Below are 24,595 nucleotides of genomic sequence, written 5' to 3'. Positions count from 1 at the left end.
CCGCGCTCCGGCAACCCACCCCCACGAAAGGCGGACATGCCATGAAGCGGGACAGATCGCTTCCGAGCAGGCGACGCGTGCTCAAGGGCGCGGCGGTCGCGGCCATTCCCTTCGCGTTACTACCCGAAGGGCGCGCCGACGCGCGGGCCCAGGCCGTCGACTACCCCGCCGCGGAATGGGTCGGCGCCAGCACCTCCAACTACACGTCCTCCAGCCGTCCGACGAGCTACCGCATCGACCGCGTGGTCATCCACGTCACGCAGGAGACCTTCACCGACACCCTGGCCATCTTCCAGAACCCCCAGAAGAGCGTGTCCGCGCACTACGTCGTGCGCTCGGCGGACGGCCATGTCGCGCAGTGCGTCCGGGAGCGCAACGTCGCCTGGCACGCGGGGAACTGGGACTACAACACGCGCAGCGTCGGCATCGAGCACGAGGGCTGGGTGGACCAGCCGGCCTACTTCACCAACGCGCTCTACGAGCAGTCCGCCAAGCTCACCGCGTCGATCTGCGACCGCTACGGCATCGTGAAGGACCGCGCGCACATCATCGGGCACTACGAGGTGCCGGGGACCGACCACACGGACCCGGGACCGAACTGGGACTGGGTCCGCTACATAAGGCTCGTCAACTTCGCCTGACCAAAAGGAGCCCGGGTTGAGCGATCCATGGGTGGCGCTGGAGCCGGGCGCCGATCCCGCCGAGCGGGTCCGGCTCCTGCGACGCGCGCACGAGACGTTCACCGAGGCGGGGACCGTGCCGCGGCCGGTGCGAGCGGTGGTGGCGGACTCGTGGCGGCGGTCGGCGCGAGCGGGGGTCGGCCCGGACGGCACCGCGGATGTCGAGCTGACGGACGGCGTCCTAGGAACGTACCGGGCGGAGCATCCGCTGGCCCGGGTGATGCCGCTGTTCCGGGAGCTCATGGGGACGTTCGCGGCGGACGGCGAGCACCTGCTGGCGGTCTGCGACGCGCAGGGCAGGCTCCTGTGGGTCGAGGGGCATCCCGCGACGCGTCGGCGGGCGGACCGGATGAACTTCGTTCCGGGCGCGCGCTGGGCGGAGGCGTCCGTCGGCACGAACGCGCCGGGGACGGCGGTGGCTGTGGACCGGCCCGTCCAGGTGTTCGCCGCCGAGCACTTCATCCGGTGCGTGCAGCCCTGGACCTGCGCGGCGGCGCCCGTCCACGATCCGCGCACCGGGCGGGTGCTCGGCGCCGTGGACATCACCGGCGGGGACGGACTCGCGCATCCGCACAGTCTGGGTTTCGTCCAGGCGGTCGCGCGCGCCGCAGAGTCGCAGCTGGCGTTGCTCGCACCGGCGCCGGCACCTGCCACCGCGGACGTGCCCGAACTGGCCGCGCTGGGACGCGACGAGGCGCGGTTGACGGTGGGCGGGCGGCGGATCAGGCTGAGCCGCAGACACAGCGAGATCCTGGTTCTGCTGGCGAGGCATCCGGAGGGACTGACGGGCGACGAGCTGCTGTGCGCGTTGTACGAGGACGAGTCGGTCACGCCGGTGACCCTGCGCGCCGAGCTGACCCGCCTGCGCAGGTTGCTCGGACCCGGCCTGCTGAGCAGCCGTCCGTACCGTTTCGCGCACCCGGTCGAGTCCGACGTGGCGGTGGTGGAGCGGCGGCTCGCGGCTGGTGCGGTGGCGGCGGCCCTGCGGGCGTACGCCGGTCCCCTGCTGCCCGGTTCGGGGGCGCCGGCGGTGGTGCGGACGCGGCGCCGGCTCTCCGACGGGCTGCGGGCCGCGCTCGTCGCCCGCCCCGATCCGGAGCTGCTGGCGGAGTGGGCGCACGCTCCATGGGGCGAGGACGACCTCGACGTCTGGCGGGCGCTGGCCGCGACGCGCCCCTCGGCGGCCGTGCGGCAGCGGCTGGCCGAGCTGGAGTCCGAGCTGTCCGCACTCCCCGGCAGGCCCCGCTCGACCCTTCGCGGACAGGATCGCGGGCACGAGCACGCACTCCCGTGAGGTAGGTCGCGGGCCAGGGGCCGTGCGCAACGTCGTCGCAACGTCCGGGTTCCTAGCCTCTCGGCGAGAGCTGCCCGACGGCGGGCGGCCCGCAGCGGGAGGCAGGCAGACATGACCCGTTACGCAGCGCCCGGCACCGACGGCGCGATCGTCACCTACCAGACGCGCTACGACCACTTCATCGGCGGTGAGTACGTGCCGCCGGCCCGCGGGCAGTACTTCGAGAACCCGACTCCGGTGAACGGGCAGCCGTTCGCGGAGATCGCCCGGGGTACCGCCGAGGACGTGGAGCGTGCTCTGGACGCCGCCCACGCGGCGGCCCCCGCCTGGGGACGTGCGTCGGCGGCCGAGCGCTCCGACGTGCTGCTTCGGATCGCCGACCGCATGGAGGCGAACCTGGAGAAGCTCGCGGTCGCCGAGAGCTGGGAGAACGGCAAGCCGGTACGGGAGACGCTGGCCGCCGACATCCCGCTCGCCGTCGACCACTTCCGCTACTTCGCGGGCGCGGTCCGGGCGCAGGAGGGTTCGCTGGGCGAGGTCGACGCCGACACCGTCGCGTACCACTTCCACGAGCCGCTCGGTGTCGTGGCGCAGATCATCCCGTGGAACTTCCCCCTTCTGATGGCGACCTGGAAGCTCGCTCCCGCGCTCGCCGCGGGCAACGCGGTCGTCCTCAAGCCCGCCGAGCAGACCCCGGCGTCCATCCACCTCTGGATGAGCCTGGTCGCCGATCTGCTGCCGCCGGGGGTCGTCAACATCGTCAACGGGTTCGGGATCGAGGCGGGCAAGCCACTGGCGTCCAGTCCGCGGGTGGCGAAGGTGGCGTTCACGGGCGAGACCACGACGGGGCGGCTGATCATGCAGTACGCCTCGCAGAACATCACCCCGGTGACGCTCGAACTCGGCGGCAAGTCCCCGAACATCTTCTTCGAGGACGTCTGGTCGGTGGACGACGACCTCCGGGACAAGGCACTCGAAGGCTTCACGATGTTCGCGCTCAACCAGGGCGAGGTGTGCACCTGCCCGTCCCGGGCGCTGGTCCAGCAAGGCCATTACGGCGCCTTCATGGAGGCGGCCGTCGCCCGTACCGAACTGATCACGACAGGCCACCCGCTCGACACGGACACGATGATCGGCGCGCAGGCCTCCCAGGACCAGTTGGAGAAGATCCTCTCCTACCTCGACATCGGCCGGAAGGAGGGCGCCAAGGTCCTCACCGGCGGCGAACGCGTGGAGCACGGGGGTGAATTGCAGGGCGGCTACTACGTCCAGCCGACCATTTTCGAGGGCAACAACCGAATGCGGATCTTCCAGGAGGAGATCTTCGGCCCGGTCGTCTCGGTGACGCCGTTCGGTGACTTCGACGACGCCATCAAGATCGCCAACGACACGCTGTACGGACTCGGGGCCGGCGTCTGGACGAGGGACATCAACACGGCCTACCGCGCGGGCCGTGCCATCCAGGCGGGCCGCGTCTGGACCAACTGCTACCACGCCTACCCGGCACACGCCGCCTTCGGCGGCTACAAGGGCTCCGGCATCGGGCGGGAGAACCACAAGATGATGCTGGACCACTACCAGCAGACGAAGAACATCCTCTGTTCCTACAGCCCTCGGAAACTTGGCTTCTTCTAGAGCCTGAAGTCGGGTTGCCTGGAGGCGTTCCTCCGCTCCAGGCAACCACGCTCGCAGACACCGAAGATAATCAATTGAATCCTCACAGTTACCGTCTGCCGCCCGAGCGGGAATCCGCCGGACCTGTCGCGGACCAAGTAGCGCCTGGGGACGTCACGCCGCGAGCCGCCCGGGTGGTGTGTGATGTCGCGGGCGCAGCGACCTGCCGCTACCCGGAAGCAACGCCCGAACCGCCGACAGCTCAGGGAGAGCTCTTCGACCTCATGACCGCCCTGAACGAATCCGCATTGCGAGCGAAGGCTCCTCGCGGCGAGGGGGCCTGCCGACGTCCATACGCTGCCGAAGATCACGGGAAGGTCAGCCCTGAAGGGCCGAGCAAGAAGGCCGCCGCGAGGAAGCCCGCCCCGAACTCGCAGCACGAACAGAGCCGTTGGCTGCCCGGCGTGTTCCCGTTCACGACGCTGATGACGCCGCTTGCTATAGGCCGCACAGCCCACGTGGCACGGCATCGCTCCTCCGTGAACTCGAGAGCGGCGAGCCGGAGTACGACGGAGCCTCCAGTGCAAGCCCCGATCCGTCATGAGCAACACGACGACGCCCCACTGCAGCAAGCCGACGTGGGTCCTCACATGTCACACACGTGTCACCACAGGGAAGATCCGGGCCCTCCGGCACACTGGATCGCATGGAAGAGACGGACCGGCAGCTCGGTCAACGGCTGGAGAAGGCCATCATGAGCCTGCTGGAGCGCCGTACCGACACCGCGTCGATCTGTCCGTCCGAGGCGGCGCGCGCGGTCTATGAGGGTGACGACGACGGCTGGCGGGCCCTGATGGAACCGGCCCGCCGCGCGGCATGGCGTCTGGTGAACGACGGCGAGGTCGAGGTGACGCAGGGCGGCCGGCCCGTCGTGGAGACGGAGACGCGCGGGCCCGTACGTATTCGGCGCGCGCGTCGGTAGCGGCAGCCGGGCACCTCCAGGGGCGAACACGGCTGAGGCACGATTCCTGGACCGTCCCCGGATGTGGCCGTGTACGGTCGAGGAACGCGTCACCTGCCCCGAAGACCGACCGCCAGCGTCAGTTCGAGGACCCGATGCGGTGATGCGAGATCTGGGAACAGCTCCCGCACCTGCGACATCCGGTACCGGACGGTCTGGGGATGGACGAACAACGCCGCCGCCACCTCGTCCCGCCTGCCCTGGTGCAGCAGCCACGCCCGCAACGTCTCCTCCAGCCGCCGCGCGGTCGCGTCGGGCAAGGTCCGCAACGGTGCGAGGGCTCGGGCACGCAGGTCCACGAAAGCGTCCATGTCGGCGCTCAGCACCAGCTCGGACAGGTGCTCCTCGGTGTCGCGGATGTCGGCGGAGAGGGAGCGCGCGCGTACGGCTCGTGCGTACGAGGCCGACACACGCGTCCACGGTCGGGCCGGGCCCACCACAGCGGTGCGGTCGGTCAGCTGTCGCATGAGATGTGATCGGTCGGCATCGGGGACGAGCAGCACACCGGCGGCGTCCGGCAGATCGTCGAGGACGAGGGTGCTCGGGTCGAGCACGCGGTAGGCAGGCCGGGCCTGGGCGGCGGGCAGCAGGACCGCGGTCAGCGAAACCGGAGGCTGCCACCCGGCCCGTTGAGCCGACACAAGCAGTCCGTCCGGGCTCGCGCCGGCGAGGAGGTCGCGGGCCAGTTGTTCCAGGTGGCGCTCCTGGGCCCGGCCCTGGGCGGCCAGTTCGTCGGCGTGGCCCGCGGCGCTCGCGGCGGAGAGCTCGTCGATGTAGGCGAAGGTCAGCTCGGCGAACTTGGCGACCTCGGCGGCGGGTAGACCTGCGGGTACGGCACCTGCTGCCAGGCATCGCCAGGCCACGCGCGCGCCGACGCGGTAGGCGCTGAGCAGGGCGTCCATCGAACGGCCGTCGCGCACCTCGCCCCGGCCCAGCTCGTAGGCGGCGTCGCCGGCATCACCCCCGGTGGCGTTCCCGCTCGCGAGGTCCAGGTAGTGCCCCAGGGCGGTGCGGACGGCTCGGCGGATGGTGCCGCCCATGCTGCCCGAAAGGGCATTGGCATAGGGAGGGACCTCGTCGATGATCGCCTGGACGACCTCGTCGGCGGTGGTCCTCAGCGCGGCCCGCAGTGCGGTTACCGTCCTCTCGTCCAGGGCCAGTTCGCTGGCCCTCTGGACTGCATGGCTCATATTTGTTTCCTGCGAACAATTTAGGCGACCAGATTCACATCGTGCGGTCAGGACTTTACGCGCAGAGGCGCAGCAAGCTGGAGTCATGACGAGTGCAGCCTTTCGCAGCAGGGCGTGGAAACTGCTGGAGATGGTCACGACGCCGCTGCTGCCGTCGGACTACCTCGACCTGGTCAGCCCGCTGCGTGCGGGCGCTGACCTGCGTGGGCGCATCGAGGCCGTGCACCCCGAGACGGGTGACGCGGCGACTGTCGTGATCAGGCCGGGACGGGGCTGGCGCGGCCACACAGCCGGCCAGTACGTGCGGATCGGGGTCGACGTCGACGGGGTGCGCCTGTGGCGTGCCTACTCCCTCACCTCACCGACACACCGCCAGGACGGCCGCGTCACGATCACCGTGAAGGCGATCCCGGACGGCAAGGTCAGCAACCACCTGGTCCGCCGGGCGACACCCGGCACGCTGATCCAGCTCGACCAGGCGACCGGTGACTTCGTGCTGCCGCAGGCCAAGCCCGCCAAGGTGCTCTACCTGACGGCCGGCAGCGGCATCACGCCCGTGATGGGCATGCTGCGCAACACCGAGTTCGACGACGTCGTCATGGTTCACTGCGCGCCGCAGCCGCAGGACGTGATCTTCCGCAGCGAACTGCATGAACTGGTCGCGGACAAGAAGCTGCGGCTCACTGAGGTGCACACCGACACCGACGGCATGCTCGACATCGCCCGTCTCGACGAACTCGTGCCCGACTGGGCCGAGCGCGAGACCTGGGCCTGCGGGCCCGCGGGCCTGCTCGACGCCGCCGAGAAGAACTGGAGCGATCACGGCGTCCCGGAGCGACTGCACACCGAACGCTTCCGTCCCAGCGTCGTCGCCGCCGGCGACGGCGGCGAGGTCACGTTCAGCACTACCGGCAAGACCGTCGACGCGGACGGCGCCACGCCGTTGCTGGACGTCGGCGAGGAGGCCGGCGTGCTCATGCCCTCCGGGTGCCGTATGGGCATCTGCTTCGGCTGCGTCACGCCGCTCAAGGCCGGCGCAGTCCGCGACCTGCGCACCGGCGAGATCACCGAGGCCGAGCCGGGCGTCCTCATCCAGACCTGTGTGTCCGCCGCCGCGGGCCCCTGCGACATCGAACGGTAGGAGCACCTTGACCGCCATCGACCCCACCGCCCACCTGACCGCGGAGCAGATCGAGGAGCTCGGCCGCGAGCTGGACGCGATCCGCGACGAGGTGACCGCCGGCCGGGGCGAGAAAGACGCCGCCTACATCCGCAAGGTCATCTCGGCGCAGCGCAAGCTCGAGCTGGCCAGCCGGGGCGTACTGCTGTTCTCGCTCTTCCCGCCCGCGTGGCTGCTCGGCACCGCCGGTCTGTCTGTGGCGAAGATCATGGACAACATGGAGATCGGCCACAACATCCTGCACGGCCAGTGGGACTGGATGCGCGACCCGAAGATCCACTCCACCACCTGGGAGTGGGACCACGTCTCGCCGGCCGACCAGTGGAAGCACTCGCACAACGAGCTGCACCACACGTACACCAACGTGATCGGCAAGGACAACGACCTCGGCTACGGCATCATGCGCGTCGACGAGGACCAGAAGTGGCACCCGTTCCACGTCGGCCAGCCGCTGTGGAACTTCATCAACGCCTGCTTCTTCGAGTACGGCATCGCGGCGTACGACCTGGAGCTCGGCAAGAACCTGCACAAGCGCCGCCGCAAGAACCCCGAGTTCCGCGCGCGGGCCAAGGCCGTGGGCCGGAAGATCCGTAAGCAGGTACTCAAGGACTACGTGATCCACCCGCTGATGTCGGGCCCGTCGTTCCTCCCCACCCTCGCCGCCACGTTCACCGCGAACCTGGTCCGCAACCTCTGGTCCCACTCGGTGATCATGTGCGGGCACTTCCCCGAGGGCGTGCAGGTCTTCGAGCGCCGGTCGATCAAGGGCGAGACGCGCGGCCAGTGGTACCTGCGCCAGATGATGGGCTCGGCCAACATCAGCGGCAGCAAGGCCATGCACTTCATGACCGGCAACCTCTCGCACCAGATCGAGCACCACCTGTTCCCGGACCTGCCGAGCAACCGCTACGCCGAGGTCGCGGTGAAGGTGCGCGCGCTGTTCGAGAAGTACGAGCTGGAGTACGTCACCGGGCCGCTGCCCCAGCAGGTGTTCTCCGCGTGGCGCAAGGTCTTCCGGCTCTCGCTGCCCAACAAGAAGAAGCCCACGGTCCAGACGCCGGCCCGCGAGCATGAGCTCGTCGCGGCCTGATACCCGGTATGGCGGAGCCGCCTCGCCAGAAAGCGTTGCGCCGACGGTCTCGCGGCGCCTTCGCGGCCCGTACCGTCGGCCTCGCCGGGCTCGGCGCACCGGAGGCCCGAGCTCTTCCGCCCGCGGCCACCGGGGTTACCGGGGACCCAGTGTCGTGCGCGTCCGGCGTGCCATGTCGTACCGCTGGACTCGCACGCCGACACCACGGATCACGCACCGAGATCCGGACCAGGCGCGGACCAACTCGGCACAACGGCAGACGAATCCACCCTTTGCCGCAGGTCAGAGGCGGCGGTGAGCGTGTACCACCAGCAGACGAAGAACATCCTCTGTTCCTACAGCCCTCGGAAACTCGGCTTCTTCTAGGGCCAGGCAGTGGTGCCCTCCCGGGCCAGGCAGTGGTGCCCTCCCGTCGCCCCTCGGCGGGAGGGCACCGGATCACCGCGGTGAGTGTGCCGGCCGCGAGGGCCGCCGCCGTGACGGCGGCGGCCCCGGCGGGTCACCGGTGATGTCTGCCTGGACGGGCGCGGGAGCCGCGCCTCAGGGCTTCGACGCTTCGCCCCTTCGTCCGCCGTGGCAGGTTCCCTCAGGTGAGGGTCCAGCGCTGGTTGCTGCCGTTGGTGCAGGAGTAGAGCTGGAGCTGGGTGCCGTTGCCGGTGCCGGCTCCCACGGCGTCGAGGCAGAGTCCGGACTGGACGCCGACGATGGAACCGTCGGAGTTGAGACGCCACTTCTGGTTGTCGCCGCCCCAGCAGCTGTAGATCTGGATCTTGGCGCCGTTGCCGGTGCCGGCGGCGTCAAGACACTTGTTGCCGTACACCCGCAGCTCACCCGCGGAGGTGCTCTCCCACGTCTGGTTGCCGGCGCTGTGGCAGTCGTACAGCTGGACCGCGGTGCCGTCCGAGGTGCTGGAGTTGGGTACGTCCACGCAACGGCCCGAACCGACGCCCTTGAGCTGTCCGCTCTGGCCGCCGTCACCGGGGTCGCCGGGGTCACCACCGTCGCCCGAGCCGCTGTTGAGGGCGTTCAGGACGGAGGTGTAGGCCGCCTTCTTGTTGCCGTTGTTGTCGAACAGCAGCGGCGACTGGTCGGAGCGCCACGAGTCGCTGTCCCGCACACCCCAGACCGTGATGCCGAGGCAGCGCGAGACGGCCAGGCAGTCGTTGACCACGTTGGCGTAGGTCGAGGCCGAGGCGCCCTGGATGTCGAGCTCGGTGATGGCCACGTCCACACCGAGAGCGGCGAAGTTCTGCAGCGTGATGCGGAAGTTGCTGTCGTAGGGGCTGCCGCTGTTGAAGTGCGACTGGAAGCCGACGCAGTCGATCGGCACGCCGCGCGACTTGAAGTCGCGGACCATGTTGTACACGCCCTGGGTCTTGGCCCAGTTCCAGTTCTCGATGTTGTAGTCGTTGTAGCAGAGCTTGGCGGACGGGTCGGCGGCACGCGCGGTGCGGAAGGCGACCTCGATCCAGTCGTTGCCGGTGCGCTGCAGGTTGGAGTCTCGGCGGCCGCCCGAGTTGCCGTCGGCGAAGGCCTCGTTCACGACGTCCCACTGCGCGATCTTGCCCTTGTAGTGGGCCATCACGCCGTTGATGTGGTCGATCATCGCCTGGCGCAGCGAGCTGCCACTCAGGCTCTGCATCCAGCCGGGCTGCTGGGAGTACCAGGCCAGGGTGTGGCCGCGCACCTGCTTGCCGTTCTGCACCGCCCAGTTGTAGATGCGGTCGGCGCTGCTGAAGTTGAACTGGCCCCGCTGCGGCTCGGTGGCGTCGATCTTCATCTCGTTCTCGGCCGTCACCATGTTGAACTCACGGGACGCGATCGAGGTGTACGCCGAGTCGCCCAGTTTGCCCGAGGCGATGGCGGTGCCGAAGTAGCGGCCGCTCTGCGCCGCCGCGGCACCGAGCGTGTTCTCGGCGGCGTGGGCGCTCGGCGGCGCGGCCAGTGCGGTGGCCGTGCCGAGGGCGCCGACGACCAGCGCCAGCAGCAGGCCACGCACCCTCCGGCGTAGATGAGGTCTGGGAAGGGCGTAAGAGCCCATGACTGTGCCTCCAAGGTAGGGACTACGGAAGGACTGGAGCGCAGGGGTACACGTCGTCCGCTCCCACTCGGCCGACGGACGGGGCGGGTGAGAACCCGGGCGGCACGGAATCACCGGACGGCGCGGTCAGGGGACCGGTCCATCCCCCTCGGCCGTGCGTGGTTCTGCCGTGCGACACCATGGGCACCCACCCGCATGTTCGAGATCGCGAACTGTGACCGGTTTCTCAGACAGGGATGATCGAGGCATCGGCAACGGCTCGTCAATACTCTCTACGGAATAAGTTTCGGTTCCTGTCCCGAAACTTTCAACGGCCGTTCCAGCCAGAGGAAGGCGGGCTTCCGGGCGCGCCGACGACGCGTGCCGCGACGCCATGAGGGTGGGCGTACCAACGCCGTTTTCCGCTTCTCCCCTACCCACGGCCACATCTGACCGGCAAGCGGCATCCGCGGGCGACCACGCGATCGTGCCGTCCCAGGCGTCCGAGGACCTACGGAGACAGGAGCTGTTTGTGGACAGATCAGCGGCAGACCTTGACCGCGAGGCCCCGGGTTCCTACCTTGTGGCGTCGAATCATCGGAACCGAGACCGAAACTTTCGAAACTGCCCCGGCCGTCGGCCGCCGTCGGTGGGCCGGCACCAGGTCGGCGCCAGGCCGGCTACCGCACTGTCGGCGTGACACGAGTCCTGCCGCCGTGGGGAGCAGGACGCGGCAACCCGGCAAAGGTCCGGGCCCGCCCGGGGTCACCCACGCCGCGAGGACGCCTCGGGGGGCGGCGCCGTCGAGGCGCGCACCACGAGTTCGGTGGCGAGTTCGATGTGGTGGGAGTCGGCCTTCTCTCCGTCGGCGAGCCGGAGGGCGATGCGCAGGGCGGCAGCGCCCATCTCCCGCAGCGGCTGGCGCACGGTGGTGAGGGGCGGTGACGCCATCTGGGCGAGGCTCGTGTCGTCGAAGCCGACTACACTCAGGTCTTCCGGGATGCGCAGGCCTCGCGAACGGGCGGTCTCGATGACACCGACGGCGATCTCGTCGTTGCCCGCGAAGACCGCCGTCGGTGGCTCCGGCAGGTCCAACAGCACCGCGGCTCCGAGCAGCCCCGTCTCGTAGGTGAACTCTCCCGGCCGGACGTAGGCGTCGGGCACCCGGGCCCCTTCCGCCTCCATGGCGGCGCGGTAGCCGTGCATACGTGCCTGGTTGCACACGGCCATGGCGGGTCCGCCGAGATAGGCGACGCGGCGGTGGCCCAGGGAGAGCAGATGCCGCGTCGCGGCGAGGCCGCCGGCGAAGTTGGTGGCCCCGACACTGTTGACGCGGCTGTCCGGCAGGTGAAGGGGGTCCAGCACGACCAACGGCAGCCCGGACCGGGCCAGTTCGTTCAGGTGCGCCGTGGTGTACACGCTCGTGACCGCGATGACGGCGCGGCGCCCGGCCGAGACCAGATCCCGGGCCCAGTGCGGTGCACGGGACGCCTTGCTGATCACCACCGAAGCCCCCGACGCGGAGGCGGAGTCGATGATCCCTTCCAGCGTCTCGGCCACGTACGACTTCAAGCCGCCCTGGAACTGCACCTCGATGGTCGGGGTTTCGGCGGCCGCGGTATGGCGGAACACGGGGGCGAGGTAGTCATGCTGGTGCAGCAGTTCCTGCACCCGCGTGCGGGTCTGCGGTGCCACGTCACCGCGGCCGTTGACCACTTTGGACACGGTCGCGACGGAGACCCCGGCCGCTCGGGCGATGTCCGCCAAAGTGGTGCGCCTGCCGTTCGGTCGCATCGGTTCCTCCCACATAGACGTCCACCGGTGTGGTGAGTCGCCGGCCGGGTCGGCAACGCGGGTGGAACCGGTCAACAGTACGGCAACCCAGCTCCCGGCCCGGCCCCGGGAAGCGACCGCCGAGGCCTTCCGTCCCACACCCGGGCCGTGCCGGCCGGCCGGCCCGCCGAGCCGCACGCACCCTGCCACCGTCGTCCCGCCCAGGAGGACATCGGCCGGGTGCGGGGCCGGTACCGCGCCCCGCCTGCCCGGCATGACCGTTCCGACCGCGTCCCAGCCGCAGTCATCACTTCACCTTCCTGCTCATCGGTCACGCTTTTCGAAACATTTTCGGCATCTGTCGGCACCCTCGCGGCTGTCGCCACATCCAGACACAGCATGGAAGATCACGCCAACAGAACGCATCTGCGCGTCCCTTGACAGAGTGTCAGCCCGAAACCTAATTTGCACGGACAGAGCTTGGAGAAGGCTGTTTCGAAAACCTTTCACCCTGACTCACGAGAAGCCGCTGGCTCTCGAGTGCGGAGAAAAGACATGGCGCTCTCCCGACGTACCCTTCTTGGCCTGGCCGCCGGCGTACCGGTCTCCGCGGCGCTGGCGGCCTGCGGTTCCTCCGGACCCGGCTCGGGCAAGGGGGCCACGTACTGGTACCTGAACGGCCAACCGCAGGAAGGCGTCAGAGCCGGCGCGGTGGACGCGTTCAACAAGGCCCACTCCGAGACGCAGATCAAGGACACGACCTTCCAGAACGACGCGTACAAGACGAAGATCAAGACGTCCATCGGCGCCGGGAAGGCGCCCACCGTCATCTGGGGCTGGGGCGGCGGGACGCTGCGCACCTACGTGGAGGCGGGGCAGGTCGAGGACCTCACGTCGTGGTTCGACCAGCACTCCGACGTCAAGGAACGGCTGTTCCCGTCCTCGTTCGGCGCGGCTACCGTCGACGGCAAGATCTACGCGATGCCGTGCGAGACGGTGCAGCCGGTCATCCTCTTCTACAACAGGAGGGCCTTCGAGAGGATCGGCGCGCAGCCGCCGACGTCGTGGGACGACATCATGGCGCTGGTCCCCAGGTTCAACGCGAAGGGCATAGCGCCGTTCTCCCTGGGCGGTCAGTCCCGCTGGACGAACATGATGTGGCTGGAGTTCCTGTTCGACCGCATCGGCGGTTCGGACCTGTTCCGGTCGATCGTCGAGGGCGAGAAGAACGCCTGGTCCCAGCCGGACGCCATCAAGGCGCTGACCAAGGTGCAGGAGCTGGTCAGGGCGCACGGGTTCGTCAAGGGCTTCTCGTCGATCACCGCGGACTCCAACGCCGACCAGGCGCTGCTGTACACGGACAAGGCCGCGATGATGCTGCACGGCGCCTGGTCGTACGGCATCCAGAAGAACGACGGCAAGAAGTTCGTCCCCAGTGGTGCGCTGGGGTACATGACCTTCCCACCGGTGGAGGGCGGAAAGGGCGATCCGAGCGACACGGTCGGCAACCCCGCCCAGTATCTGTCGATCTCCTCGAAGGCGAGCGCCGAGCAGAAGAAGGTGGCCAAGGACTTCTTCGCGACGGGCGTCCTCCAGGACGAGGAGGTGAAGAAGTGGATCGACAACGGGTCGGTGCCGATCCGGCTGGGCACGGATAAGCTGCTGGCCTCGTCCGACAGCGCCGACTTCCTGAAGTTCACCTATGACATCGCCAGCAAGGCGAAGGTGTTCGGGCAGTCCTGGGACCAGGCGCTCAGTCCGACGGCCGCCGAGACCATGCTGGACAACATCGTCAAACTGTTCCAGCTGTCCGTCTCACCGAAACAGTTCGCCGACAACCTCAACGAGGTCACCGGCGCATGAGCGCGCTCACCGACCGTCCGCCGCGTCGCGAACCGCACAGCGTCCTGCCATGGCTGGCGGCGCCGGCGCTGGTGGTCTTCGTCGGCTTCGCCGTGGTCCCGCTCGTCGGGGTCTTCGCCCTGAGCTTCACCACGTGGGACGGCATCGGCGCCATCCACCCGTCGGGGCTGACCAGTTGGCGCGCGGTGCTCACCGACCCGGGGCTGCCGCACGCCCTCTGGGTGACGTTCCTGGTGATGGCCGTGTCCTGGGCGTTCCAGACGCCGGCGAGCATCCTGATCGGCGTGTTCCTGGCGGGCCACCAGCGCTACCGTGCGGTGCTGGGCGTGGTGTACTTCGTCCCGCTGATGCTCAGCTCCGCGGCGATCGCGATCGCGTACAAGGCGCTGCTGAACCCCAACTTCGGCCTGGGTGCCGGACTGGACGTCGACGTGCTCAGCCAGGACTGGCTGGGCCGCCCCGGGCTCGCGTTCGGGGTCGTCGTCTTCGTCGTCTCCTGGCAGTTCGTCCCCTTCCACTCCCTGATCTACCAGGGCGCCGTCCAGCAGATCCCTAAGTCGCTGTACGAGGCGGCGCAGTTGGACGGGGCCGGGCGCGTCCGGCAGTTCTTCAGCATCACGCTGCCCCAGCTGAAGTACACGCTGATCACCTCGTCCACGCTGATGGTGGTCGGGTCGCTGACCTTCTTCGACCTGATCTTCGTGCTGACCGAGGGCGGACCCGGCGACGCCACCCGGGTCCTCGCACTGGACATGTACAAGCGGGGTTTCCAGGCCAGCCTGATGGGACCGGCCAGCGTCATCGCGGTCATCCTGGTCCTGGTGGGTCTCGCCCTGGCCCTGCTGCTGCGCCGGCTCGGCGGCCGGGACGCCGGGGCGAGCCAACTCGAGGGAGCCTGACGTGACCACCACGCTGCCCGGGCGGCGACGACCGCAGAAGTCCGCTCCCCGCGAGCGGCCATCCGCCCCCTGCCGGGCGCGCCGTCGGCGCAACTGGGCCGGCGGTCTGGCCGGATGGCTCTGGCTCGTCGTCGTCGCCGTGCCCCTGTACTGGTCCTTCATCACCAGTTTCAAGGAACAGAGCGGCTACTACGCGACCAATCCGCTGGTGCCTTCGGGCGATCCGACCCTGGAGAACTACCGGCTGGTCATCGAGTCCGACTTCCTCCGCTACTTCCTCAACAGTGTCGTGGTCACCGTCGGCGCCGTGGTGCCCGCGGTGGTGATCTCCTTCATGGCCGGCTACGCGATCGTGCGCGGGTGGCGCATGCGGTTCCTGCGCTCGGTCAACGGGCTGTTCCTCATGGGCCTGGCCATTCCGCTGCAGGCGACGGTGATCCCCGTGTACTTGATCATCATCAAGATGCACCTGTACGACAACCTGCTGGCGCTGATCCTTCCGTCGATCGCCTTCGCCATCCCGCTGTCCGTGCTGGTGCTCGCCAACTTCATCCGTGACGTGCCCAAGGAGCTGTTCGACTCGATGCGGGTCGACGGTGCCACCGAGTGGACTGCCCTGTGGCGGCTGGCGGCGCCGCTCACCCGGCCGGCGATCGTCACCGTGTCCATCTTCAACGCGCTGACGATCTGGAACGGGTTCCTGCTGCCGCTGGTCCTCACCCAGAGCCCGGAACGCCGGACGCTGCCGCTCGCGCTGTGGACCTTCCAGGGCCAGTACGGGGTCAACGTTCCCGCCGTTCTCGCCGCCGTCGTCCTCACCACATTGCCCGTCCTCGTCCTGTACGCGTTCGGCCGCCGCCAGTTGCTGAGCGGTCTGACCGCCGGATTCAGTCGTTGACCCGTCGTGCCCGTGTCCGCCGAGGGGCTGACGGGCGTGGGAGGAAAGTGAACGCCGACATGGCTGTGCGGAACACCCCCGACATGTCCCCCTGGAACGATCCCACCGTTCCCGTCGCCGCGAGAGTCGACGCCCTGATCGGGGCGATGACCCTCGAGGAGAAGACCGCCCAGCTCTACGGGGTGTGGGTGGGCGCCTCCGACCAGGGCGGTGAAGTGGCCCCCCACCAGCACGAGATGGAGGAGCCCGTCGATCTCGACGCGCTGCTGCCCACCGGGCTGGGCCAGTTGACCCGGCCCTTCGGCACGGTCCCGGTCGACCCCGCCCTGGGGGCGCTCTCGCTGGCCCGCACCCAGACCCGTATCGCCGCGACGAACCGGTTCGGCATCCCCGCGCTCGCGCATGACGAGTGCCTGGCCGGGTTCGCCGCCTGGGGGGCGACGGCCTACCCGGTTCCGCTGTCGTGGGGTGCCGCCTTCGACCCGGACACGGTGCGGCGGATGGCCGCCGCCATCGGCCGCGACATGCGGGCCGTCGGCGTCCACCAAGGGCTCGCGCCCGTCCTGGACGTGGTGCGTGACGCCCGCTGGGGCCGGGTCGAGGAGACCATCGGCGAGGACCCCTATCTGGTCGGCACCATCGCCACCGCCTATGTGCGGGGCCTGGAGTCCGCCGGGATCGTCGCCACCCTGAAGCACTTCGTCGGCTACTCGGCCTCCCGCGCCGGGCGCAATCTCGCCCCTGCCTCCGTGGGTCCGCGGGAGCGCGCCGACGTGCTGCTGCCCCCGTTCGAGATGGCGGTCCGCGAGGGCGGCGCCCGGTCGGTGATGAACGCCTACACCGACACCGACGGCATGCCCTCCGCGTCCGACGAGGAACTGCTCACCGGGCTGCTGCGGGACACGTGGGGCTTCGACGGCACCGTCGTCGCCGACTACTTCGCCATCGCCTTCCTGAAGACGCTGCACGGGGTCGCGGGCGACTGGGCGGACGCCGCCGGCGCGGCGCTGCGGGCGGGCGTCGACGTCGAACTGCCCAACGTCAAGACGTACGGCGCGCCCCTGGCCGCGGCCGTGGCCGACGGCCGCGTACCGGAGGCGCTGGTCGACCGCGCCGTGCGCCGGGTCCTCACCCAGAAGGCGGCGCTCGGCCTGCTCGACCCGGACTGGAGCCCCGTTCCGGCCGCGCTCGACGGGGCGGACCCGGACGACCCCGCCGCTCTGCGCGGCCGGATCGACCTGGACGGTCCGGAGAACCGCGCGCTGGCCCGCACGATCGCCGAGAAGGCGGTCGTGCTGCTGAGCAACGACGGCACCCTGCCGCTGGAGCGGCCGCGCCGGATCGCCCTGGTCGGTCCCAACGCCGACGAGCCCGTCGCCGTACTGGGCTGCTACTCCTTTCCCCAGCACATCGGCGTCCGCCATCCCGGGACCCCGCTCGGCATCGGGCTGCCCACGCTGCGCGACACGCTGGCCGCCGAGTTCCCCGACGCCGAGATCACGGTCGTCCGCGGCACCGGGATCGACGACGGTGATCTCTCCGGCATCCCCGAGGCCGTCCGGACGGCACGCGAGGCCGACGTCGCCGTGGTGGTGCTCGGCGACCGTGCCGGGCTCTTCGGGCGGGGCACCAGCGGCGAGGGGTGCGACGCCGGGACGCTGGCACTGCCCGGGGCGCAGCAGCACCTGCTCGACGCCCTGCTCGACGGGGAGACACCGGTGGTCACCGTGCTGCTCGCGGGGCGGCCGTACGCCCTCGGACGCGCCGTGGAGGAGTCCGCCGCGGTCGTGCAGGCCTTCTTCCCGGGCCAGGAGGGCACGCACGCGATCGCCGGGGTGCTCAGCGGCCGTACCGAACCCTCCGGACGTCTCCCCGTCAGTGTGCCGCGTGGGCCGGGCGCCCAGCCGGCCACCTACCTCGGAGCGAGGCTCGCCCACGCCGGCGAGGTGTCCAACATCGACCCGACACCGGCGTTCGCCTTCGGTCACGGCCTTTCCTATACGCGGTTCGAGTGGACGGACCTGACGGTGGACGTCCGGGAGGCGCCGACGGACGGCGAGTTCGCCCTCGCGTTCACCGTGCGCAACACGGGCGGACGGCCCGGGACCGAGGTCGTCCAGCTGTATCTGCACGACCCGGTCGCTTCCGTCGTCCAGCCGGTGCAGCGCCTCGTCGCCTACGCGCGGGTCGGCCTGGAGCCGGGCGAGGCCCGGCGGATGCGGGTCACCGTCCCGGCCGACCTGGCCTCCTTCACCGGACGCGACGGCCGGCGTGTGGTCGAACCGGGCGCGCTGGAACTGCGGCTGGCCGCGTCCAGCGCGGATCCGCGCCTGACGGCCGAGGTCACGCTGACCGGGGCCGAGCGCCATGTGGACCACACGCGGCGCCTGCACGCCACGGTCGTGCAGGAGCCCGTCGCCCGGGCGTGAACCGGGCGGGTCCCCGCCCCCTCGGAGCCCGTCCGATCAGAGCCCGTCCAACCAGCCGCTGCGTCAAAGCCCGTCCTACCGGGCCCGTGCTACCGGAGCCCGCTGCGTCAGAGCAGGCCGCGCCGGGCGAGGTTGCGCATCAGCGCTCCCACGCCGAACGTCCACGGCGCGGCCTGCTCGCTGGGGACGACGGTGTTGACCAGAGCGCCGAGTCGCGGGCTGGAGATGCGCACGACGTCGCCGTACTCGTGGGTGAAGCCCGCGCCCGGTGCCTGCCGGTCCTCGGTGGGGGCGAACAGGGTGCCGGTGAACAGCACGAAGCCGTCGGGGTACTGATGGTGCGGGCCGTGCGTGGCCGCCACCAGGTCCAGTACGTCGCGGCTGATCTCGCGCAGGGAACTGCTGCCGTGCAGGACGTAGCCGTCCGGGCCGTCGACGCGCAGACCGACGTCGAGTCCGCGGACGGTGCCGAGGTCGAAGCCGTCGTCGAACAGGCGGATGAACGGGCCGATGGCGCAGGAGGCGTTGTTGTCCTTCGCCCGGGACAGCAGCAGGGCGCTGCGTCCCTCGATGTCACGGAGGTTGACGTCGTTGCCGAGTGTCGCGCCGCGTACCCGGCCGTGTGAGTCCACGACGAGGACGACCTCGGGTTCGGGGTTGTTCCACACGGAGGCGCCGAGCACTCCGATGTCGGCGCCGGTGCCGACCGCGGACAGTACCGGGGCCTTGGTGAAGACTTCCGGGTCCGGCCCGATGCCGACCTCGAGGTACTGCGACCACAGTCCTTCGGCGACGAGCAGCTCCTTGGCCCGGTCCGCCTCGGGCGATCCGGGGCGGATGCCGTCGAGCGCGCCGCCCACCACCCGTCCGACGCGGGCCCGTACCCGTGCGGCCTGCGCCGGGTCGCCGCCCGTGCGTTCCTCGATGACACGTTCCAGCAGGCTCCGGGCGAAGGTGACGCCCGCGGCCTTGATCACCTGGAGGTCGACGGGGGCGAGCAGACGGGGCACGTCACGGCGGCCGGCCGGTGCCGCGAGCAGCTCGTCCAGGCGCCAGACGTGTCCTCCGCCGGCCTCGCGGACGACTGCCGCCGCGTCGTCGCGTTCCATGAGGTCGGAGACGGTGGGAGCGACGGCCGTCAGGTCGACGACGTGCTCGCCGCGGACCGCGGCCACACACGGGCCCTGCCATTCGGGTACGTGGACGCGTGCGACGAGGGTGGCGCGGTCGGCGTCCTCCGGCAGGACGGAGCCGGTGGTGAGGACCGGACGGGGGCGCGCTGCTGCCGATTGCACGATCGATGCTCTCCTGGTTCGGGGGTGCGGTCGCCCGGCGGGGTCTCAGTGGGAGTCGCGGGGGACCTCGTGTCCACGGCTTCCGCGCAGGAACCCGAAGTCGGCGCCCCGGTCGGCCTGTTCCACGTTCTGGGTGTAGAGCCAGGTGTAGCCGCCGGTGTAGCGCTCGGCGGGTGCCCTCCACGTCTTCCGGCGCCGGGTGAGCTCGGCGTCGTCCACGTCGAGGCGCAGGACGCGGTTCGGGACGTCGAGGACGACGGGGTCGCCGTCGCGGACCAGGGCGAGGGGTCCGCCCACGGCGGCCTCGGGTGCCACGTGCAGGACCACGGTGCCGTAGCCGGTGCCGCTCATCCGGCCGTCGCAGACGCGCACCATGTCGGTGACGCCGGCCTTCAGCAGCTTGGCGGGCAGGGGGACGTTGGAGACCTCGGGCATACCGGGGTAGCCCTTGGGGCCGGCGTTGCGGATGACGATGACGGTGTTCTCGTCGACGTCGAGGCCGGGGTCGTCGGCCACCTCGTGGTAGGCCTCCGGGGAGTCGAAGACGCGGGCGGGGCCGCGGTGGGTGAGCAGGTGCGGGGACGCGGCGGACTGCTTGATCACGGCGCCGTCGGGGCACAGGTTGCCGCGCAGGACGGCGATGCCGGTGCCGGCCGGCCGGAAGGGCGTGCCGAGGGGGGTGATGACGTCGGAGTCGACGCGTTCGGCGCTCGCGGTGTTCTCGGCGACGGTGCGGCCGGTGACCGTGATCGGTTCGCCGTGCAGCAGCCCGCCGCCGAGCAGTTCGGCGAGGACGGCGGGCAGGCCGCCCGCGTAGCAGAAGTCCTCCATGAGGTACGTGCCGCTGGGCATGAGGTTGACCAGGGTCGGCACCGCGCGGGCCAGTTCGTCGAAGTCGCCGAGGTCCAGTTCGACGCCGACGCGTCCGGCGAGGGCGGTGAGGTGGATGAGGGCGTTGGTGGAGCCGCCGATGGCCGCGTTGACCCGGACCGCGTTCTCGAACGCCTCCCGGGTGAGGATCCGCGAGGGGCGCAGTTCCTCCTCCACCATCGTCACGATGCGCTGCCCCGCCGCCTGCGCGGTCTCCATGCGGCGGGAGTCGACGGCGGGCCAGGCCGCCGAGCCCGGCAGTTGCATGCCGAGTGCCTCGGCCATGCAGGCCATCGTCGAGGCGGTCCCCATGGTCATGCAGTGCCCGCGGGAGCGGGCCATGCATCCTTCCGCGAAGACGCACTCCTCCTCGGTCATCCGGCCGGTCTTCAGATCCTCCTCGAACTTCCACACGTGGGTGCCGGATCCGACGTCCTTGCCCCGGTACTTGCCGTTGAGCATGGGCCCGCCGGTGACCATGACGGCGGGCAGGTCGACGCTGGCGGCGCCCATGAGCATGGCGGGGGTGGTCTTGTCGCAGCCGGACAGGAGCACGACGCCGTCGAGCGGGTTGGCGCGGATCAGCTCCTCGACCTCCATGGCCATGAGGTTGCGGTACAGCATGGCGGTGGGCCGCATCAGGGTCTCGCCGGTGGCCATGGTGGGGAACCGGAGCGGGAAGCCGCCCGCCTGCCACACGCCGCGCTTGACCGCTTCGGCGACCTCCGTCAGGTGGGCGTTGCACGGGGCGAGTTCGGAGGCGCTGGTCGCGATGCCGATGACGGGACGCCCGTCGAACACCTCGTGCCCGAACCCCTGGTTGCGCATCCAGGAGCGGTACAGCATGCCGCTGCGGCCCTGTGCGCCGAACCAGGCCTGGCTGCGCCGGTTCGTCTTCCGACCATCGGTCATGCGGTCACTCCCGTGGCTGTGGTGTCGTCCGCTGCGCGCGAGGGGCGTTCAGGTGAGAACCCGTAGGCCGTACCCTGTACCCCAATCATTGAATGATTCGATGAATGGCGTCCAGGGGGCGGGCAGAGATCGTGGCGCATTTCCTCACCACGCACCAGCGCGTGGTCGACGAGCTCGGGCGGCGCATCGTGGGCGGCGCGTGGGAGCCGGGTGATCCGCTTCCGGTCGAGGACGCGCTCGCGGGCGAGATCGGTGTCAGCCGCGGGGTGGTGCGGGAAGCGGTCAAGGCTCTGGTGGCCAAGGGGATGCTGCACGTGCGCCCGCGCACCGGCACGCGCGTGCTGCCCCCGGAGCACTGGAACCACCTGGACCGCGACGTACTGCGGTGGAAACAGGCCCAGGACGCCACGGCCCTGCTGCGCGACACGGGGGAGCTGCGCCGGATCGTCGAGCCCGAGGCCGCCCGGCTCGCCGCACTCCGGGCCGGCCCCGACGACGTACGCGTCCTGTACGACTCCCTGGCGGCCATGGAGGCAGCGGCGGCGGCGCCCGGCCGGAGCGGCTATGTCGAGGCCGACATCGCCTTCCACCGGGCCCTGCTCGACGCCAGTGGCAACCGCCTCCTCGGCTCGCTGGGCCGCGCCGTGGACATCGCCCTGGAACACAGCTTCCTCGTCAGCACGCAGACGCCCGGCGCGGTGGAAGCCTCGCTGCCCGGTCACCGTGCCGTCGTGCGAGCCGTCGAGGCCCGCGACGCCGCGGCCGCGGCGGCCGCCGTACTGGCCGTCATCGAAGCCGCGGAGAAGGACATCACCCAGTCACCCGGAAGACCGGGAGGCGCCGCGGACGGCGCCGTATGACCTGACGTGCCCCGTCACCCCGGGGGTCCGCACTCCTGGCGGAGCACGCACCTCCGGGCGTCACGCTCACCCGAAGACGCCGGGTGCTTCCGAAGACGCCGGGTGCTTCCGGACGCCCCGAGTCCCGAGCCCGGCCTACGGGGATACGCGAGCACTGAGCCCGAGAAGCCGACCCGAGGCGCCTGACCTGGTCCCACGACCGGCCAGGCGCCTTTTCGCGCCGCCCGCACACCCACCGGTGCCGACGCCGGGCGACCGGGATCACCCTGAACCTTCGAAACTTTCGATGTCAGATCGGTCGATCACGAAGCCCGCGATGGACGATCCGACCCGACCGCCGGCCGGCCCTCACCCCGGCCAGGGGACCGAAAAAGCCTCTGCACACGCCTTGACCCGGTCGACGGCCACCCATAGATTCCCCCGAGTCATTCGTATTCATGACGGTCGTTCATAGATGTGATCTTCACTGAGTGGGGTTCGTGTGCTTGAGGGCATTCTCTTCTTTCCGGTGACGCCGTTCGCCCCAGATGGTTCGGTCGATCTATCGAAACTTTCGGAGCATGTGGCCTCGGGGGTCGGGGCCGGTGCGGGCGGCGTGTTCGTGGCCTGCGGCACCGGGGAGTTCCACGCGCTCGGCTTGCGGGAGTTCGCCTCGGTGGTGCGCACGGCGGTGCGGGTGGTGGACGGCCGCGTGCCGGTGTTCGCGGGTGCGGGCGGCTCGCTGCCCCTGGCGCGGGAGTACGCGCGGGCCGCCGAGGAGGCCGGTGCGGACGGGCTGCTGCTGATGCCGCCGTACCTGGTGGCGGGACCGCCGGCAGGACTGGCCGCCTACGTGCGCGAGGTCCTCGCCGCCGGTTCGCTGCCCGCGATCGTCTACCAGCGGGGAACGGCCCTCTTCGACGTCCCCACGGCCCTGGAGGTCGCCCGGCTCCCCCAGGTGGTGGGCTTCAAGGACGGCACCGGCGACCTGGACCTGCTGGCCCGCATCGTGACGGCGGTCCGCGCGGACCCCGCCACCGGCGGCCGGGACTTCCAGTTCTTCAACGGCATGCCCACCGCCGAGGGAACCCAGCTCGCCTACCGGGACATCGGCGTGGACCTCTACTCCTCGGCCGCGTTCTGCTTCGCGCCCGAGACGGCGCTCGCCTTCCACCGGGCCGTGACGAGCGGCGACGACGACACGGCCCGGAGTCTGCTGGCCGGCTTCTTCGACCCGCTGATCGCGCTGCGCAAGCGCGTGCCCGGCTACTCGGTCGCGCTGGTCAAGGCGGCCGTACGGCTGCGGGGGCTCGACGTCGGCGGCGTCCGGCCGCCCCTGACCGACCCGGCACCGGAGCATCTCGCGGAACTGCGGGAGATCATCGCGAAGGGTGCCACGGTCCGGTGAGCGACAACCTGCGGATCACCCGCGTCGACATCACCCCGGTGGCGTTCAGGGACCCCGCGCTCCTCAACGCCGTCGGCGTCCACGAGCCCTACGCACTGCGCGCCGTCGTCGAGGTGACGACCGATCAGGGCATCGCCGGACTGGGCGAGACCTACGCCGACGAGGGCCATCTGCGCAGGCTGCGCGCGGCGGCCGACGCGATCACCGGCATGGACGTCCACTCCCTCGGTCCGATGCGCGGCCGCGTCGCCGCCGTGACCGGCGACGACCGCGGGGCCGACGGTCACGGCCTGACGGGCATGATCACCACCAGCAGCACGGTCGACCGCGTCTTCTCCCCGTTCGAGGTGGCCTGCCTGGACATCCAGGGCCGCGCCGCCGGCCGCCCCGTCAGCGACCTGCTCGGCGGCGCCGTCCGCGACCGTGTGCCCTTCAGCGCCTACCTGTTCTACAAGTGGGCCGGGCACCCGGGGCACGAGCCCGACGGCTGGGGGCCCGCCCTGGACCCGGACGGCATCGTGGCGCAGGCCCGCCGGATGGTGACGGAGTACGGCTTCACCGCCGTCAAGCTGAAGGGCGGGGTGATGCCTCCCGAGCAGGAGGTCGAGGCGATCCTCGCGCTGCGCGAGACGTTCCCCGGCGTCCCGCTGCGCCTGGATCCCAACGCCGCCTGGACCGTGGAGACCTCGCTGAAGGTGGCCCGCGACCTGGAAGGCGTCCTGGAGTACCTGGAGGATCCGACCCCCGGCCAGGAGGGCATGGCCCGGGTGGCGCGCGAGGCCGCGATGCCGCTGGCCACCAACATGTGCGTGGTCGCCTTCGACGAACTGCCCTCCGCGGTGCGCAACGACGCGGTGGGGGTCGTCCTCTCCGACCACCACTACTGGGGCGGCCTGCACCGCTCCAAGCTGCTCGCCGGGATCTGCGCCACCTTCGACATGAGCCTGTCCATGCACTCCAACTCGCATCTCGGCATCAGCCTGGCCGCGATGACGCACCTGGCGTCCGCCACCGAGAACCTCACCTACGCCTGTGACACGCACTGGCCGTGGAAGGACCCGGCCGAGGACGTCGTCGTCCCCGGCACGCTCGGCTTCCGCGACGGCTCGGTCGCCGTCCCCCGCACCCCGGGCCTCGGCGTCGAACTGGACCGTGACGCGCTGGCCCGGCTGCACGAGCAGTACCAGCGCTGCGGCCTGCGCAACCGGGACGACACCGGATACATGCGCCGGCTCGACCCGTCGTACGAGAAGAAGTCACCGCGCTGGTGACGCCGGGCGGCTCCTCCGCCCCTCCCTGCCCTGCCCCGCCCCACCCCGC

Annotated in this window: 18 protein-coding genes; 13 read left to right on the top strand and 5 right to left on the bottom strand. The window is 70.5% G+C overall.

The features are described from left to right. The first annotated feature begins 41 nt into the window (after positions 1-41). The 4 genes from ACFY93_RS16990 to ACFY93_RS16975 all read left to right on the top strand — a co-directional run bounded on the left by ACFY93_RS16990 (position 42) and on the right by ACFY93_RS16975 (position 4,570). On the top strand, positions 42-641 hold the full coding sequence (locus tag ACFY93_RS16990) for an N-acetylmuramoyl-L-alanine amidase (protein WP_391359057.1): 600 nt from the start codon (positions 42-44) through the stop codon (positions 639-641). Positions 642-657: 16 nt separating this feature from the next. Next, the gene (locus ACFY93_RS16985) at positions 658-1,974 is read left to right on the top strand and encodes a GAF domain-containing protein (protein ID WP_391359054.1); all 1,317 of its coding nucleotides are present in this window, start codon (positions 658-660) and stop codon (positions 1,972-1,974) included. 111 nt (positions 1,975-2,085) lie between these two features. Then, complete coding sequence (locus tag ACFY93_RS16980) at positions 2,086-3,609, top strand: aldehyde dehydrogenase family protein (RefSeq protein WP_391359051.1); 1,524 nt, start codon at positions 2,086-2,088, stop codon at positions 3,607-3,609. A 685-nt stretch (positions 3,610-4,294) separates the two neighbouring features. Next, positions 4,295-4,570, top strand: coding sequence for a DUF3253 domain-containing protein (locus ACFY93_RS16975; RefSeq protein WP_391359048.1), 276 nt, complete (start codon positions 4,295-4,297; stop codon positions 4,568-4,570). 89 nt (positions 4,571-4,659) lie between these two features. On the opposite strand, the gene ACFY93_RS16970 is transcribed toward ACFY93_RS16975, so the two are convergent. Continuing rightward, positions 4,660-5,799 carry a helix-turn-helix domain-containing protein gene (locus ACFY93_RS16970; protein WP_391359045.1) on the bottom strand — a complete coding sequence of 380 codons (1,140 nt, stop codon included), beginning with the start codon at positions 5,797-5,799 and terminating at the stop codon, positions 4,660-4,662. Positions 5,800-5,884: 85 nt separating this feature from the next. Here ACFY93_RS16970 and ACFY93_RS16965 point away from each other — a divergent pair, with 85 nt between their 5' ends. Together ACFY93_RS16965 and ACFY93_RS16960 are read left to right on the top strand one after the other, a co-directional pair. Then, positions 5,885-6,940 carry an FAD-binding oxidoreductase gene (locus tag ACFY93_RS16965; RefSeq protein WP_391359041.1) on the top strand — a complete coding sequence of 352 codons (1,056 nt, stop codon included), beginning with the start codon at positions 5,885-5,887 and terminating at the stop codon, positions 6,938-6,940. A gap of 7 nt (positions 6,941-6,947) precedes the next feature. Continuing rightward, complete coding sequence (locus ACFY93_RS16960; protein ID WP_391359039.1) at positions 6,948-8,069, top strand: fatty acid desaturase; 1,122 nt, start codon at positions 6,948-6,950, stop codon at positions 8,067-8,069. A 586-nt stretch (positions 8,070-8,655) separates the two neighbouring features. Here ACFY93_RS16960 and ACFY93_RS16955 read toward each other — a convergent pair. Beyond that, the gene (locus tag ACFY93_RS16955; RefSeq protein WP_391359036.1) at positions 8,656-10,110 is read right to left on the bottom strand and encodes an endo-1,4-beta-xylanase; all 1,455 of its coding nucleotides are present in this window, start codon (positions 10,108-10,110) and stop codon (positions 8,656-8,658) included. Positions 10,111-10,854: 744 nt separating this feature from the next. Beyond that, positions 10,855-11,883: a substrate-binding domain-containing protein gene (locus ACFY93_RS16950; RefSeq protein ID WP_391359033.1), complete on the bottom strand. Its 1,029-nt coding sequence runs from the start codon at positions 11,881-11,883 to the stop codon at positions 10,855-10,857. A gap of 534 nt (positions 11,884-12,417) precedes the next feature. On the opposite strand from ACFY93_RS16950, the gene ACFY93_RS16945 reads away from it, so the two are divergent. The 4 genes from ACFY93_RS16945 to ACFY93_RS16930 are packed head-to-tail and all read left to right on the top strand — an operon-like array spanning position 12,418 to position 17,951. Beyond that, complete coding sequence (locus ACFY93_RS16945; RefSeq protein ID WP_391359031.1) at positions 12,418-13,725, top strand: extracellular solute-binding protein; 1,308 nt, start codon at positions 12,418-12,420, stop codon at positions 13,723-13,725. Then, a complete protein-coding gene (locus ACFY93_RS16940; protein WP_391359027.1) occupies positions 13,722-14,624 on the top strand; it encodes an ABC transporter permease subunit in 903 nt (300 codons plus the stop codon). Before ACFY93_RS16945 ends, ACFY93_RS16940 begins: the two co-directional genes overlap by 4 nt. A gap of 1 nt (position 14,625) precedes the next feature. Next, on the top strand, positions 14,626-15,522 hold the full coding sequence (locus ACFY93_RS16935; RefSeq protein WP_391359025.1) for an ABC transporter permease subunit: 897 nt from the start codon (positions 14,626-14,628) through the stop codon (positions 15,520-15,522). 59 nt (positions 15,523-15,581) lie between these two features. Then, positions 15,582-17,951, top strand: coding sequence for a glycoside hydrolase family 3 N-terminal domain-containing protein (locus ACFY93_RS16930; protein ID WP_391359022.1), 2,370 nt, complete (start codon positions 15,582-15,584; stop codon positions 17,949-17,951). A gap of 107 nt (positions 17,952-18,058) precedes the next feature. Here the strand turns inward: ACFY93_RS16930 and ACFY93_RS16925 are convergent, their stop codons facing one another. Together ACFY93_RS16925 and ACFY93_RS16920 are read right to left on the bottom strand one after the other, a co-directional pair. Continuing rightward, positions 18,059-19,246, bottom strand: a complete 1,188-nt coding sequence (locus ACFY93_RS16925) for a fumarylacetoacetate hydrolase family protein (RefSeq protein WP_391359019.1) — start codon at positions 19,244-19,246, stop codon at positions 18,059-18,061. A gap of 45 nt (positions 19,247-19,291) precedes the next feature. Continuing rightward, positions 19,292-21,028, bottom strand: coding sequence for a dihydroxy-acid dehydratase (locus ACFY93_RS16920; protein ID WP_391359016.1), 1,737 nt, complete (start codon positions 21,026-21,028; stop codon positions 19,292-19,294). A 104-nt stretch (positions 21,029-21,132) separates the two neighbouring features. Here ACFY93_RS16920 and ACFY93_RS16915 point away from each other — a divergent pair, with 104 nt between their 5' ends. The 3 genes from ACFY93_RS16915 (at position 21,133) to ACFY93_RS16905 (ending at position 24,546) form a co-directional block, all read left to right on the top strand. Continuing rightward, entirely contained in the window at positions 21,133-21,888 is a 756-nt protein-coding gene (locus tag ACFY93_RS16915) for an FCD domain-containing protein (RefSeq protein WP_391359012.1), read from the top strand. Positions 21,889-22,354: 466 nt separating this feature from the next. Further along, positions 22,355-23,275, top strand: a complete 921-nt coding sequence (locus tag ACFY93_RS16910) for a 5-dehydro-4-deoxyglucarate dehydratase (RefSeq protein ID WP_391359357.1) — start codon at positions 22,355-22,357, stop codon at positions 23,273-23,275. Then, a complete protein-coding gene (locus tag ACFY93_RS16905; protein ID WP_391359009.1) occupies positions 23,272-24,546 on the top strand; it encodes an enolase C-terminal domain-like protein in 1,275 nt (424 codons plus the stop codon). The genes ACFY93_RS16910 and ACFY93_RS16905 overlap by 4 nt, the downstream gene beginning before the upstream one ends. Positions 24,547-24,595: the final 49 nt, after the last annotated feature.

This window comes from Streptomyces sp. NPDC008313 (genome assembly GCF_042956125.1).
GTDB lineage: Bacteria > Actinomycetota > Actinomycetes > Streptomycetales > Streptomycetaceae > Streptomyces.
The sequence above is the reverse complement of the archived record's forward strand: the minus strand, read 5'-3'. Positions and strand labels throughout refer to the sequence as shown.